Source organism: Streptomyces sp. IBSNAI002 (genome assembly GCF_052244475.1).
Classification (GTDB): domain Bacteria; phylum Actinomycetota; class Actinomycetes; order Streptomycetales; family Streptomycetaceae; genus Streptomyces.
Map to the genome: position 1 here is coordinate 6,775,594 of NZ_JBQPXG010000002.1, position 13,250 is coordinate 6,788,843.

13 protein-coding genes are annotated in these 13,250 nt (G+C 70.5%); 11 read left to right on the top strand and 2 right to left on the bottom strand.

What is annotated here, in order from left to right; all coding sequences use genetic code 11:
• From ACTVZO_RS31985 to ACTVZO_RS32025, 9 genes are all read left to right on the top strand, one after another.
• Complete coding sequence (locus ACTVZO_RS31985) at positions 1 to 1,218, top strand: ROK family glucokinase (protein WP_443301633.1); 1,218 nt, start codon at positions 1 to 3, stop codon at positions 1,216 to 1,218.
• On the top strand, positions 1,215 to 1,802 hold the full coding sequence (locus ACTVZO_RS31990) for a hypothetical protein (protein WP_443301634.1): 588 nt from the start codon (positions 1,215 to 1,217) through the stop codon (positions 1,800 to 1,802). Before ACTVZO_RS31985 ends, ACTVZO_RS31990 begins: the two co-directional genes overlap by 4 nt.
• A 30-nt stretch (positions 1,803 to 1,832) precedes the next feature.
• Positions 1,833 to 2,465 carry an MBL fold metallo-hydrolase gene (locus tag ACTVZO_RS31995; RefSeq protein ID WP_443301635.1) on the top strand — a complete coding sequence of 211 codons (633 nt, stop codon included), beginning with the start codon at positions 1,833 to 1,835 and terminating at the stop codon, positions 2,463 to 2,465.
• A 30-nt stretch (positions 2,466 to 2,495) separates the two neighbouring features.
• Entirely contained in the window at positions 2,496 to 3,281 is a 786-nt protein-coding gene (locus ACTVZO_RS32000) for an exodeoxyribonuclease III (RefSeq protein ID WP_443301636.1), read from the top strand.
• Positions 3,282 to 3,451: 170 nt separating this feature from the next.
• Complete coding sequence (locus ACTVZO_RS32005; protein WP_443301637.1) at positions 3,452 to 3,892, top strand: DUF6278 family protein; 441 nt, start codon at positions 3,452 to 3,454, stop codon at positions 3,890 to 3,892.
• A 118-nt stretch (positions 3,893 to 4,010) separates the two neighbouring features.
• Positions 4,011 to 4,754, top strand: coding sequence for an amino acid ABC transporter ATP-binding protein (locus ACTVZO_RS32010; protein ID WP_443301638.1), 744 nt, complete (start codon positions 4,011 to 4,013; stop codon positions 4,752 to 4,754).
• A 12-nt stretch (positions 4,755 to 4,766) separates the two neighbouring features.
• Positions 4,767 to 5,669, top strand: coding sequence for a glutamate ABC transporter substrate-binding protein (locus tag ACTVZO_RS32015; protein ID WP_443301639.1), 903 nt, complete (start codon positions 4,767 to 4,769; stop codon positions 5,667 to 5,669).
• Positions 5,670 to 5,685: 16 nt separating this feature from the next.
• On the top strand, positions 5,686 to 6,330 hold the full coding sequence (locus tag ACTVZO_RS32020; RefSeq protein ID WP_384230390.1) for an amino acid ABC transporter permease: 645 nt from the start codon (positions 5,686 to 5,688) through the stop codon (positions 6,328 to 6,330).
• Positions 6,327 to 7,205: an amino acid ABC transporter permease gene (locus ACTVZO_RS32025; RefSeq protein ID WP_443301640.1), complete on the top strand. Its 879-nt coding sequence runs from the start codon at positions 6,327 to 6,329 to the stop codon at positions 7,203 to 7,205. The genes ACTVZO_RS32020 and ACTVZO_RS32025 overlap by 4 nt, the downstream gene beginning before the upstream one ends.
• Positions 7,206 to 7,247: 42 nt before the next feature.
• Here the strand turns inward: ACTVZO_RS32025 and ACTVZO_RS32030 are convergent, their stop codons facing one another.
• Both ACTVZO_RS32030 and ACTVZO_RS32035 read right to left on the bottom strand, forming a co-directional pair.
• Positions 7,248 to 8,831 carry a CocE/NonD family hydrolase gene (locus tag ACTVZO_RS32030; protein WP_443301641.1) on the bottom strand — a complete coding sequence of 528 codons (1,584 nt, stop codon included), beginning with the start codon at positions 8,829 to 8,831 and terminating at the stop codon, positions 7,248 to 7,250.
• Positions 8,832 to 8,977: 146 nt separating this feature from the next.
• Entirely contained in the window at positions 8,978 to 10,147 is a 1,170-nt protein-coding gene (locus tag ACTVZO_RS32035) for an Ig-like domain-containing protein (protein ID WP_443303333.1), read from the bottom strand.
• 251 nt (positions 10,148 to 10,398) lie between these two features.
• Between ACTVZO_RS32035 and ACTVZO_RS32040 the strand changes: the two genes are divergently transcribed.
• Positions 10,399 to 11,562 (top strand): lipid II:glycine glycyltransferase FemX, encoded by a 1,164-nt coding sequence (locus ACTVZO_RS32040; protein WP_443301642.1) that lies wholly within the window; start codon positions 10,399 to 10,401, stop codon positions 11,560 to 11,562.
• Entirely contained in the window at positions 11,559 to 13,214 is a 1,656-nt protein-coding gene (murJ, locus tag ACTVZO_RS32045; RefSeq protein WP_443301643.1) for a murein biosynthesis integral membrane protein MurJ, read from the top strand. Before ACTVZO_RS32040 ends, murJ begins: the two co-directional genes overlap by 4 nt.
• Positions 13,215 to 13,250 lie beyond the last annotated feature (36 nt).

The window sequence follows — 13,250 nt, forward strand, 5'->3', positions numbered from 1 at the left end:
ATGAGCACGTACCGGGACTTCACGCTCGCCCACCGGGGGTCGGCGCGAGGCACCGTCCTGCGGACCATCGGGACCCGTGAGCGCCGGTCGCACCTGACCGCCCCGCGGGTCCCGACCGTCGGCATCGACATCGGCGGCACCAAGGTGATGGCCGGGGTGGTCGACGCCGACGGCGTCATCCTGGAGAAGATCCGCACCGAGACCCCGGACAAGTCCAAGAGCCCCAAGGTCGTCGAGGACACCATCGTCGAACTGGTGCTGGACCTCTCCGACCGGCACGACGTGCACGCGGTCGGCATCGGGGCGGCCGGCTGGGTCGACGCCGACCGCTCCCGCGTGCTGTTCGCACCCCACCTGGCCTGGCGCGACGAGCCGCTGCGCGACGCGCTCCAGTCCCGGCTCGTGGTCCCGGTCATGGTCGACAACGATGCCAACACCGCCGCCTGGGCCGAATGGCGCTTCGGAGCCGGCCGCGGCGAGGACCACCTCGTCATGATCACCCTCGGCACCGGCATCGGCGGGGCCATCCTCGAGGGCGGCCAGGTCAAGCGCGGCCGGTACGGGGTCGCCGGCGAGTTCGGCCATATGCAGGTCGTCCCCGGCGGGCACCGCTGCCCCTGCGGCAACCGCGGCTGCTGGGAGCAGTACAGCTCCGGCAACGCCCTGGTCCGCGAGGCCCGCGAGCTGGCCGCCGCCGACTCGCCGGTCGCCCACAACATCATCGCCAGGGTCGGCGGGAACGTAGCCGAGATCACCGGTCCGCTCATCACCGAGCTGGCCCGCGAGGGCGACGCGATGTGCGTCGAGCTCCTCCAGGACATCGGCCAGTGGCTCGGCGTCGGCATCGCCAACCTGGCCGCCGCCCTCGACCCCTCCTGCTTCGTGATCGGCGGCGGCGTCAGCGCGGCCGACGACCTGCTGATCGGCCCCGCGCGGGACGCCTTCCGCCGCCACCTCACCGGCCGCGGCTACCGCCCCGAGGCGCGGATCGCCAAGGCCCAGCTCGGCCCCGAGGCCGGTATGGTCGGTGCGGCCGACCTGGCCCGGCTCGTCGCCCGCCGCTTCCGGCGCGCCACCCGCCGCCGCGTCGAGCGCTACGAACGGTACGAGCGCTACGCGCAGCAGCTGGGCCGGCGCGACACCGGCGGCCCCGCGGACGCCAAGGCCCCCAAGGCCCCCGAGGACACCAAGGCCCCCAAGGACACCGAGCAGCCGTGACCCCGCCCTCCCTGCCCCGCCAGGCCCCGTCCCCCGAGGAGGGCGGCCCGCCGCCCACCGCCGAGGACCGCAGGCACGTCGTCAAGCGCCGCTGGATCACCGCGATCATCATCCTGCTGCTGGTCGGCGTACCCGCGGGCTACCTGGCGATCTCCACCCAGCAGAGCCGCGAGAGCGGCCGCGACAAGGCGGCGAAGGTCGGCGCGTCCACGGTGCGCCCGGGCTGGCCCTCCCGGGTGCAGCGCAGCATCTACGAGGTGCCCATCCCGCCCAAGGCCTGGCGGGTCGGATTCCTGGAGACCAACAACTGGCGCACGAGCCGGCTGTTCACACAGTTCGCCGTGACCCCGCCCGAGCTGGACGCGTTCCTGGCCTCCGTCGGCACCAGCCGCGAGGAGCTGAAGCCCGGGGTGTCCATCTCGGCCCACGACACCTCGGTCGCGGGCTGGGACTGGACGGAGAGCACCGACTGGGTCGGCACCACCCTCGAACAGGGCGACCCGCGGCCCACCCGCGACATCACGGTCGACCTCGGCGACCCCAAGGTCTCCAAGGTCTACGTGGTCTCCACGACCACCCCCTGACCGGGCCCGGTCCCCGGTTAGCCTGGGATCATGAAGCTCATCAAGCGGCTGCACTCCTGCGTCCAGCTGGAGAAGGACGGGCGCACGCTCGTCATCGACCCGGGCGCCTTCAGCGAACCGGACGCGGGCCTCGGGGCCGAAGCCCTGCTGGTCACGCACGAGCACCCCGACCACTTCGACGAGGGCCGGCTGCGCGCCGCCCTCGACGCCAATCCGGCCGCCGCGCTGTGGACCCTGCGCAGCGTCGCCGGCCGGCTCGCCCCCGCCTACCCGGGCCGGGTGCACACCGTGGGCCACGGGGACACCTTCAGCGCCGCCGGATTCGACGTCCAGGTGCACGGCGAGCTGCACGCCGTGATCCACCCGGACATCCCGCGGATCACCAACGTGGGTTTCCTCGTCGACGGTTCGCTGTTCCACCCCGGGGACGCGCTGACCGTGCCCGAGGCGCCCGTGGACACGCTGATGGTGCCGGTGCACGCCCCCTGGAACAAGGTCGCCGAGGTGATCGACTACCTCCGCGAGGTCAAGCCGCGGCGGGCCATCGACATTCACGACGCCTACCTCTCCGACATCGCCCGGCCCGTCTACGACATGGCCCTGGGCTCCCTGGGCGGCACCGATCACGGCCGGCTCTCCGCCGGGGACGCCGCCGACCTGTGACTGTCGGTGCCGGGCGGTAGGTTGGGACGCATGCGTATCGCCACGTTCAACGTCAACTCCATCACCGCCCGGCTGCCGCGGCTGCTGGCCTGGCTGGAGAAGTCCGGCACGGACGTCCTGTGCGTCCAGGAGACCAAGTGCTCGGCGGAGCAGTTCCCGCACGAAGCGCTGCGCGAGCTCGGCTACGCGTCGGCCGTCAACGCCACCGGCCGGTGGAACGGCGTCGCCCTGCTCTCCAAGGTCGGCCTGGACGACGTGGTCGTCGGCCTGCCCGGCGGCCCCGACTACGAGGGGGTCCAGGAGCCCCGCGCGATCTCGGCCACCTGTGGCGGGGTCCGCCTCTGGTCGGTGTACGTGCCCAACGGCCGCGAGGTCGAGCACGACCACTACGGTTACAAGCTGAGCTGGTTCCGCTCCCTCACCGCCGCCGTCGCCGGGGACGCGGCCGGCCCCCGCCCCTTCGCGGTGCTCGGCGACTTCAACGTGGCCCCGACCGACGAGGACGTGTACGACCCGGCGGTCTTCGAGGGCCTCACCCACGTCACCCCGGCCGCGCGGGCCGCCCTGGACGCGCTGCGCGAGGCCGGGCTCTCCGACGTGCTCCCGCGCCCCCTCAAGTACGACCGGCCCTACACGTACTGGGACTACCGCCAGCTGGCCTTCCCCAAGAACCGCGGCATGCGCATCGACCTGGTGTACGGGAACGAGTCCTTCGGCAAGGCCGTCACCGACGCCTACGTCGACCGCGAGGAGCGCAAGGGCAAGGGGGCGTCCGACCACGCGCCGGTCGTCGTCGACCTGAACCTCGACCGGTAGGGCCGGTAGGGCCGGTAGGGCCGGTAGGGCCGGTAGGGCCGGTGGGGCCGGTGGGGCCGGTAGGGCCGGTGGGGCCGGTGGGGAGCGGCGGACCGCGGGACCCGATCCGGGCCCGCGGATCCAGGCGCGCCCTGTGGCCAGCGGTGGATCCTGGTGCGACGCTGGGCGGTATGAACATCCCTTTCCTGGACAACTGGCTGAACCGGCACGAAACGGAACGGACGGCAGGCCTGGCCACCGCCCTGGCCGATGATCCCGAGGGCATCGCGGAGTTGTTCTCGGAGTGCGAGATGCTGCGCGTCCAGGCCAGGGCGGCCGGGCTCGAACTCGACGAGAGCCAGGCCTCGTTGGAGCAGCTCGACCAGCTGATGCCCCGCTGGCGGCGGGACCCCGAGGTCGTGCCGTGGCTCGGCAACGACGCGGGCTTCTACCTCGGGACCGTGATCATCCGCACCATCCCGGGCGCGGGCTGGCAGGTCTGGCCCAACGGCCAGCCGGTGATCCGGCTGGCCTCGGGCCGGGAGCTCAACGTGATCGAGTCCGGGGTGTCCTGGGCGATGACCGGTTCCCCCGAGCTCAGCCAGGCCTACGCGGAGGCCTCCGAAGGCTGACCCCGAGGTGGAGGTTTATGCGACGTTTATGCCCCTTTAGGCGTGTCGAGGCGAAGTGCCCTTCCCGGGCTGGATAGTTTGCCCAGACCTCGACACCGACAAGTGGGCAGGGCAGCGCATGGCCGTCGATCCGTTGATCGAGCTGCGGGACGTCAACAAGCACTACGGGACGCTCCACGTCCTGCAGGACATCAACCTCACCGTCGGCCGCGGGGAGGTGGTGGTGATCATCGGCCCCTCCGGCTCAGGGAAATCGACCCTGTGCCGGGCGATCAACCGGCTGGAGACCATCGAATCGGGCACGATCCTGATCGGCGGGCAGCCCCTGCCCGCCGAGGGCAAGGAGCTGGCCCGGCTGCGGGCCGAGGTCGGAATGGTCTTCCAGTCCTTCAACCTCTTCGCGCACAAGACCGTCCTCGCGAACGTCTCGCTCGCCCAGATGAAGGTCCGCGGCCGCAAGCGGGATGAGGCGGACAAGCGCTCCCGGGAGCTGCTGGAGCGCGTCGGGCTCGCCGACCAGGCCGCCAAGTTCCCCGCCCAGCTCTCCGGCGGGCAGCAGCAGCGCGTGGCCATCGCCCGCGCCCTGGCCATGAACCCCAAGGCCCTGCTCTTCGACGAGCCCACCTCCGCGCTCGACCCGGAGATGATCAACGAGGTGCTGGAGGTCATGCAGCAGCTCGCCGCGGAGGGCATGACCATGGTCGTGGTCACCCACGAGATGGGCTTCGCCCGCTCCGCCGCCAACAGCGTCGTGTTCATGGCCGACGGCAGGATCATCGAGAACCGGACCCCGGAGGAGTTCTTCACCGCCCCCGAGAGCGCCCGGGCGAAGGACTTCCTCTCCAAGATCCTGAAGCACTGAGGGGGCCGGCCGATGATCGCGCTCCGCGCCCTCGCCGTCCTCCTCGTCGCCGTGGCCGCCGCCGGCTGCGGCAAGTCCGGCAGCCCGCCGGTCAAGGGGCCGCAGCCCGAGGACCTGCCCGTCTACCAGGTCGACACCGGATTCCAGCTGCCCGACTCGCGCACCTGGGAGAAGGCCAAGCGCCGCGGCCACCTGGTGGTCGGCGTCAAGGAGGACCAGCCGTACCTGGGGGAGAAGGACCCGGCCAGCGGCCGCTACTCCGGCTTCGACGTCGAGATCGCCAAGATGATGTCGGCCTCGCTCGGCTTCGACCCCAAGACCATCGAGTTCAGGACGATCGCCTCCGCCAACCGCGAGACGGCCCTCCAGAACGGCCAGATCGACTACTACGTCGGCACCTACACGATCAACGACAACCGCAAGAAGCAGGTCGGCTTCGCCGGCCCCTACTTCATGGCCGGGCAGTCCCTGCTGGTCCGCAGGGACGAGAAGGACATCAACGGCCCCCAGGACCTCGCGGGCAAGAAGGTCTGCTCGGCCGCCGGCTCCACCCCGTACCAGCGGCTCCTGAAGGAGTTCCCGAAGGCGGTCCTCGTCGCCTACGACACCTACTCGGTCTGCGTGGACAACCTGCTCACCTACCAGGTCGACGCCGTCTCCACCGACGACTCCATCCTCCTCGGCTACGCGGCCAAGGTCCCCGAAGAGCTCAAGGTGGTCGGCGAGCCGTTCTCCAAGGAGCCCTACGGCATCGGCGTCCCCCGCAGCGACAACGCCCTGCGCTTCGCCCTCGACGACGCCCTGGAGGCCCAGGAGAAGAACGGCAACTGGAAGAAGGCCTACGAGGCCACGCTCGGCCTGTCCGGCGTGCCGGCCCCGACGCCGCCCCCCATCGACCGCTACCCGGCGAGCTGAAGGAGAGGGCACCGCCATGGACGTACTCACCGAGAACTTCTCGCTCTACGGAAAGGGTTTCCTCGGAACCGTCGAGCTGACCGTCTACGCCTCCCTGCTCGCCCTCGTCCTGGGCTTCGTGATGGCTTCGTTCCGGGTCGCCCCCGTCGGCTCCTTCCGGGTCTTCGGGACGGTCTGGGTCACGGTGCTGCGCAACACCCCGCTCACCCTGCTCTTCTTCGCCGTGCTGCTGGGCCTGCCCCGCTTCGGAATCGTGCTGCCCTTCCAGCTGTTCGCCGTCCTGGCCCTGGGCTGCTACACCTCCGCCTTCATCTGCGAGGTGCTGCGCTCGGGCATCAACACCGTGCCCAAGGGCCAGGGGGAGGCGTCCCGCAGCCTCGGCATGACCTTCGGCCAGACCCTGGGCTCCGTGGTGCTGCCCCAGGCCTTCCGCTCGGTGATCCCGCCCATCGGCTCCACGCTGATCGCGCTCGCCAAGAACTCCGCCATCGCCGGCGCGTTCAGCGTCACCGAGCTGCTGGGTACGTACAAGACCCTCAACGAACTGGGCTACAGCATCATCTGGACCTTCGTCTGGATCGCCGTCGGCTATCTGATCATCACCCTGTCCATCAGCGCGCTCTTCAACGTGCTCGAGAAGCGCTACGGAGTCGCCCGATGACCGCGCACGCGCTGCACGGGGACACCGAGTCCACCGCCCTCTACGACATCCCCGGACCGCTGGCCCAGCGCCGGCACTTCCTCTACGGGATCCTCTCGACGGTGCTGATCGTCGCCCTGGCAGGCTGGATCGTCTACCTGCTCTTCGACACCCACCAGTTCACCGCCGCCAAATGGTCCCCGTTCACCTACCAGGGCATCCAGGAGCTCCTGCTCAAGGGGCTGTGGAACACCCTCAAGGCCTTCGCGTACGCCTCGGTGCTCTCCCTGGCGCTCGGTGCGGTGCTCGCCACCGGCAGGCTGTCGGTGCACCGGCCGGTGCGCTGGCTGTCGACCCTGTGCGTGGAGTTCTTCCGGGCCATGCCGGTGCTGGTGATGATCTTCTTCATCTTCGTGGCACTCAAGGTCCAGCCGCTGCCGGCGCTGGTGGCGGGCCTGACCCTGTACAACGGCTCGGTGCTCGCCGAGGTCTTCCGGACGGGCGTCAACGCGGTGGAGAGGGGGCAGCGCGAAGCGGCGTACGCGCTGGGCATGCGCAAGACACAGGTGATGACCTACGTCCTCGCCCCGCAGGCGGTCCGGGCCATGCTGCCCACCATCATCAGCCAGCTGGTGGTGGCGCTGAAGGACACCTCGCTGGGATACCTGATCACCTACGAGGAGTTCCTGCACGCGGGCAAGCTGATCGCCGCGAACCTCGACTACGACCTGCCGTTCATCCCCGTCGTGATGATCATCTCGCCGATCTACATCGGGATGTGCATGCTGCTCTCGTGGTTCGCCACCTGGGTGGCCCGGCGGGAGCGGCGCAACGTCAAGACCAGGGCCGTGGACCTGGGCCCGCCCGAGCCGGGAGTGGTGCTGCCGGGCCGGTAACAGCCCCGGAGGGGGAGCCTCCCGCCCGGCAGCAGCCGTGGATCACTGCTCGCGCAGCGGCACCGAGACGTAACTGGGATCGGTGGCGGGCGAGGAGAAGGTCAGCTGTGCGCCGGTGGGGTTGTGCTCGATGTAGAGCGGGTCGACCGTGTCGATGACAAGGGCGAGCCGGTGGCCCTCGGGCACGTCGTAGGCGGTGGAGAACAGCTCCAGATCCACCCCGAAGGCCTGCCCGGGGGCCTTGCCGTGGAAGGTGTACGGGGCGTTGCTGACGAGTTTGCCGATGCCGAGCGGGCCGACGTCGTAGAGGTAGGCGACGAAGGTGCCGTCGCCCTTGGTGGGCGTGACGGTGGTGTGCAGTTTCACGGCGCCCCGGATGCGGCGCTCCTCGGCGTAGCGCCCGGACTGCCAGACGGCGGCGAACGAGCGGGGGAGCAGCGGGATCGAGGCCATCGGCGGGGTCCTGGCGATCTGGTCCAGGAGGTTGGACAGCAGCAGGACGCCGCCGTTGGCGCCGGAGTCGACGTTGGCGAAGAGGTGCTCGCTGTCGCCCAGGGCGAGCCTCTCGCTGCCGCCGGAGCCGACGGACTTCCAGTCGGCGTAGCCCTCGTACCCGTCGTTGCTGCGGGACTTCAGCTGGACCGGGGCCTCGCCGTCCACGCCGTTGAGCTCGCCCTTGAGATGGCGGTCGAACCAGCGGCGGGCATTGGTCCAGGTGTCGTTGGGCAGGCCGAGCAGCCCGGTCCCCTCGGCGGTGGCGTGGTCGCCGGGCCGCAGTTCCAGGCGCTTGGGCCCGGTCAGCCGCTCGAAGAACCTCGTGTACTGGTTCGGCGGGAAGAGGGTGTCGCCCCAGGCGTTGCCGAGGAAGACGGCCGTGCCGTTGGCGTTGATCCGGTCCACCTGATAGGCGACCGAGCGCTTCTTCCCCCACTCGATCATCTGCTCCTCCTTGTCCAGGCGGGAGCCGAGGAAGTCGCCGAGGATCTGCCGGAGTTCGGGCCCCGGGCGGCCGGTGAGGGAGCCGGCGGCGCCGAGCACGGCTGCGGCCTGCAGGTGCTGGGTGCGCCCCGAGTAGATCGAGTCGATGAGGTCGGCCCAGCCGCTCATCGAGACCACGGCCTTGACGCGGGGGTCGTTCGCGGAGGCCAGCAGGCTGATGCCCGCTCCGTACGAGACGCCGCCGAGGCCGATGCGGTCCGCGTCGGCGGCGGTGTTGGCCAGCGCCCAGTCGATGACGGCCGAGACGTCGGCGACGTCCGCGGGGCCGGCCACCTCGATCTGCCCGCCCGAGAGCCAGAAGCCGCGGGAGGTGTAACTGACCACGACGTAGCCGGAGTCGGCGAGTTTCTTCGCCTGTGCGATGTATTCGATCTGCGGTACTCCCCAGCTGGTCGGCAGCACGATCAGCGGGTACGTGCGGCCGGCCACGGCGGCCGAGGGGGCGAAGACGTTGCCCTTGAGGGTGATGCCGCCGGAGCCGGGGATGTCGTGGAAGCGCAGTTCCGAGGAGGCGGCGGCGCTCGCCGCGGTGGCGGCGGGAGCCGCCTGGGCCTGGTGGGGGGCCAGGCCCAGGGCGGCTGCCGCCAGCAGGGCTGCCACGGCTGCGGCGGTAGTGGTGCGTTGCATCGATCGCTCCTCGCGTGCGCCGGGGTTGTCAAAGTGACCCGACGGTAACGGGAGGGGATTACCGAAGGTAACCCGTCAGTAAGTTACGCGGTGGTAACGATCGCTGCGGACCGGCCGGGGGCTGCGCCGGCCGGCGGACCGGCCGGTCAGCCGTTCTGCGGGGTGCCGCTCAGCGCGCTCTTGCCCTTCCACTGGTCCCAGGACAGGTTCCACTCGCCGTAGCCGTTGCCGATGTCGGCGTTGCCCTTGGAGCCCTCGCCGACCACCTCGAACGGGTCGCCGACCTGGACCTTCTCGTAGAAGTCCTTGGCGTTGGCGTCACTCATCCCGACGCAGCCGGAGCTGGTGTTGGCCCGGCCGAAGTTGGAGTCGTTCCACGGCGCGGCGTGCGCGTACATGCCGGACCAGGTCAGCCGCATCGAGTAGTCGACCATCTTGTCGTAGGCGTCGCCCAGGCCCACCGTCTGGGAGTCCATCCGGATGGTGCCCTCCTTCGACATCAGCACCATCTTCCCGGACCAGGAGGCCTTCTTGCCGCCCGGAGTGCCGGCCGAGATCGGGATCGTCTCGACCACCTGGCCGTCCTCGGTCACCTTCATCTTCCTGGTGTCGAGGCTGACCTCCATCCGGCGGTCCTTGCCGATCTTGAACTCGGTGTTGTAGTCCTTGGCGAAGAGGCCGCCGCCCTTGCCGGAGTCCACGCCGTTCAGCTTCATCTCGACCTTCACGTCCGTGCCGGACTTCCAGTACTCCTTGGGCCGCCAGTCGACCCGGTCCTTGCCGGAGTAGTCCTTGAACCAGCCCCAGGAGCCCTCGGTGTTGTTCGAGGACGTCACCTTGAGCTGCTTCTCCACCTCGGCCTTGTTCGTCACCGGGTTGTCGAACACGATCGAGACGGGCATCGCCACGCCCATCGTGCTGCCCTTGGGGATGTTGATCGAGACCTTGTTCACCTTGTCCGCGGCGGAGGTCTTGAACTGGGCCGTGGCGCTCTGGCTCTCGATGTTCCGTGCCTCGACCTTGTACTCGGAATCGGGTGCGGCGTTGCGCTCCGAGGTCCAGGTCCTGCCGTCGTCGGATATCTTCCCCGGCAGCTCCGCCTGCTTGGCGTCGGTGACCGTCACCTGGGAGAGCTTGCCCTCGGCGATGGTCACCGTGACGGGCTGACCCGCCTTCACCTGATCGCCCGTGAGGTTCACCGAGACCGCCATGTCGGGCTTCGGCTTCATGTCGGCCTTGCCGGCCGCGCCGTCCCCGTTCCCGCTCCCGCCCGAGCAGGCGGTCAGCGCGGCGGCCAGGAGTGCGGTGCTCGCCATGGCGGTACGGCGTATGCGGCTCAACGAAGGGTCCCTTCGAGTAGCGGGAAAGAGTGATCGTTCGCAAACGTAGATGCGAACGGAACGACTCTAGGTTGCGAAAACCGCCGAAAAGATCGTGCTTTCGGTTGTGACATGGACCGCAGCGAAACGGTCATCGTCCGGTCACAATCGCCGCGCACTTCGGTCATGGACAACTGTGAGAGTGCTGTGCACCCCCGCCCGCCGGACGTAGAGGAAGGCCGTCAGCCGTGTGTGCACTGCTCGTGACCCCCGCCCAGCAGGACCAGGACCAGGAGCTCCGGGTGCGCGCCCTGTCCGTCCCCGAGTACCGGCGGTTCCTTTCCCGGCACGGCCGGGCCAGCTTTCTTCAGTACCCCTCGTGGGCCGAGGTAAAGGACCTTTGGCGCTCGGAAAGGGTCGGATGGCACTGTCCCGACGGTGAAATCGCCGGTGCCGGACTCGTTCTCTACCGCCAATTCCCCGGCACCCGGAAATACTTCGCCTACCTCCCCGAGGGGCCCGTCGCCGACTGGGCCGACCCGCACGTCGACCGCTGGCTGAACCCCCTCATGCGCCACCTCAAGGCGGCCGGGGCCTTCGCCGTCCGCATCGGCCCCACCCCCGCCTACCGGCGCTGGGACGCGGCCACCGTCAAGTCCGCCACCGGGACCGGCCGGCAGATCTCCGACGTCCTCGCCACCGAGGTGGACCCGGTCGGCACCGCCCTCGCCGACCGGCTGCGCACCCGCGGCTGGAAGCGCTGCGGCGGCGAGGACGACGGGGACGCCCAGCCCCGCCACGTCTTCAGGGTCCCCCTCGCCGGCCGCACCCTCGACGACCTGTGGTCCGGCCTCAACCAGGAGTGGCGCCGCAACGTGCGCAAGGCGGAGAAGGCCGGAGTGGAGACCGTCCTCGGCAGCGCCGCCGACCTGCCCGAGTTCTACCGGCTGCTGCGGATCACCGAGGAGCGCGACGGCTTCCGGCTGGGCCGCTCCCTGGCGTACTACCAGCGGCAGTACGAGGTCCTCAACGCCGAGCAGCCCGGCCGCATGCGGCTCTACCTGGGCATCCACCAGGGCGAGATACTCGCCGCGCACACGATGATCGTCGCGGGGAGCCGGGTCTGGTACCAGACCGGCGCCTCCGCCGACCACCGGCGCGAAGTACGGCCCAGCAACGCCCTTCAGTGGCGCATGATGCGCGACGCCCACACCCTCGGAGCGGACGAATACGACATGCGCGGGGTACCCTCCACCCTCGACCCCGACGAACGCTCTTTCGGACTGCTGCGCTGGAAGCTCGGCACCGGCGGGCAGGTCGTCGAGACGCTGGGCGAATGGGAGACCCCGATGGACGGATATGCCAACACGGCGCTCTACAAGGCGTTCCAGGCCTACATGGCCCGCCGGTGACGGCCACCGACACCAGACCGGCCGCCGAGGACACCGGCAGCGGCGCGGCGCGCGGCAGCGCCTCGGTGCTGCGCAGCGGCGCCCTCATGGCGGCCGGCTCGGTCGTCTCCCGCGCCACCGGCTTCGTCCGCTCCGCCGTCGTCGTCGCCGCGCTGGGCGCCGGACTGCTCGGCGACAGCTACGCCGTCGCCAACACCGTCCCCAACATCCTGTACATGCTGCTCATCGGCGGCGCCCTCAACGCCGTCTTCGTCCCCGAGCTGGTCCGCGCCGCCAAGGAGCACCGGGACGGCGGCGCCGCCTACACCGACCGGCTGCTGACCGCCTGCACGGTGGCGCTCGTGGTCCTCACCGCCGCCGCCGTGCTCGCCACCCCTGTGATCGTCGGCGCGTACACCCCCTCGTACACCGGCGCCCAGCAGAGCACCACCGTGGCCCTGGCCCGCTTCTGCCTCCCGCAGATCCTGTTCTACGGGCTCTTCACCCTGCTCGGGCAGGTGCTGAACGCCCGCGGCCGGTTCGGCGCGATGATGTGGACCCCGGTCCTCAACAACTTCGTGGTCATCGGCGTCTTCGGGCTGTTCCTGTACGTCTCCCACGGCTCCGCGGACGGCCTCACCGCTTCCGAGACCCGGTTGCTGGGCATCGGCACCACCGCCGGCATCGTCATCCAGGCCCTCGCCCTGGTCCCCTCGCTGCGCGCCGCCCGCTTCCGCTGGCGCCCCCGCTTCGACTGGCGCGGCAGCGGCCTCACCCGCCCGCTGCGCAACGCCGGCTGGCTGGTCCTGCTCGTGTTCACCAACCAGATCGCCTACTGGGTGGTGACCCGCCTCTCCACCACCGTCGGAGACCTCGCCGGCAGCGCCGGCTACGCCGCCTACACCAACGCCTACCAGCTGTGGGTCGTCCCCCAGGGCATCATCACCGTCTCCCTCGTCACCGCCCTGATGCCCCGGATGAGTTCCGCCGCGACCGACGGCGACCTCGCAGGCGTCCGCAAGGACGTCTCCTACGCGCTGCGCTCCAGCGCCGCGCTCGTCGTCCCCGCCGCCGTGATCTTCGCCGCCCTGGCCCCCTGGGTGATCGGCGCCGTCTACGGGTACGGCCGCACCGGCCCCGCCGACATCGAGGCCATGGCGGGCATGCTGATCGCCTTCGCCCCAGGCCTCGTCGCCTACTCCGCGCAGTACGTGCTCTCGCGCGGCTTCTACGCCCTCTCCGACACCCGCACCCCGTTCTTCCTGAACCTGGTGATCGTCGCGCTGAACGCCGGGCTGTCGTACGCCGCCTACCTCCTGCTGCCCCTGCGCTGGGCCGTCACCGGCATGGCGGGAGCGTCCTCGGTCGCCTTCACCGCGGGCGCCGCCGTCACCGCGTACGCCCTCTCCCGGCGGCTCGGCCCGCGCACCGGCACCCGCAGCGAGCTGCGCGCCACCGCCGTACGCACGCACCTGCGGCTGCTGGCCGCCTGCGCCCCGGCCGCCGCCGCCGGGTACGCGGCCGCCCGCGCCGCCGGCCCGTTCGGCGACTTCGCCGCGGTCGGGGCGGGAACCGTCGCCCTGCTGCTCGTCGTCGTCCTCCTCGCCGGGCCGCTGCGCCTGACGGAGATCACCGACCAGCTCGGCTCCCTGCGGCGCAGGATCGGCCGATAGCCGGAGGCAAGCCGCCGAACCAGCTTGGGATACTGA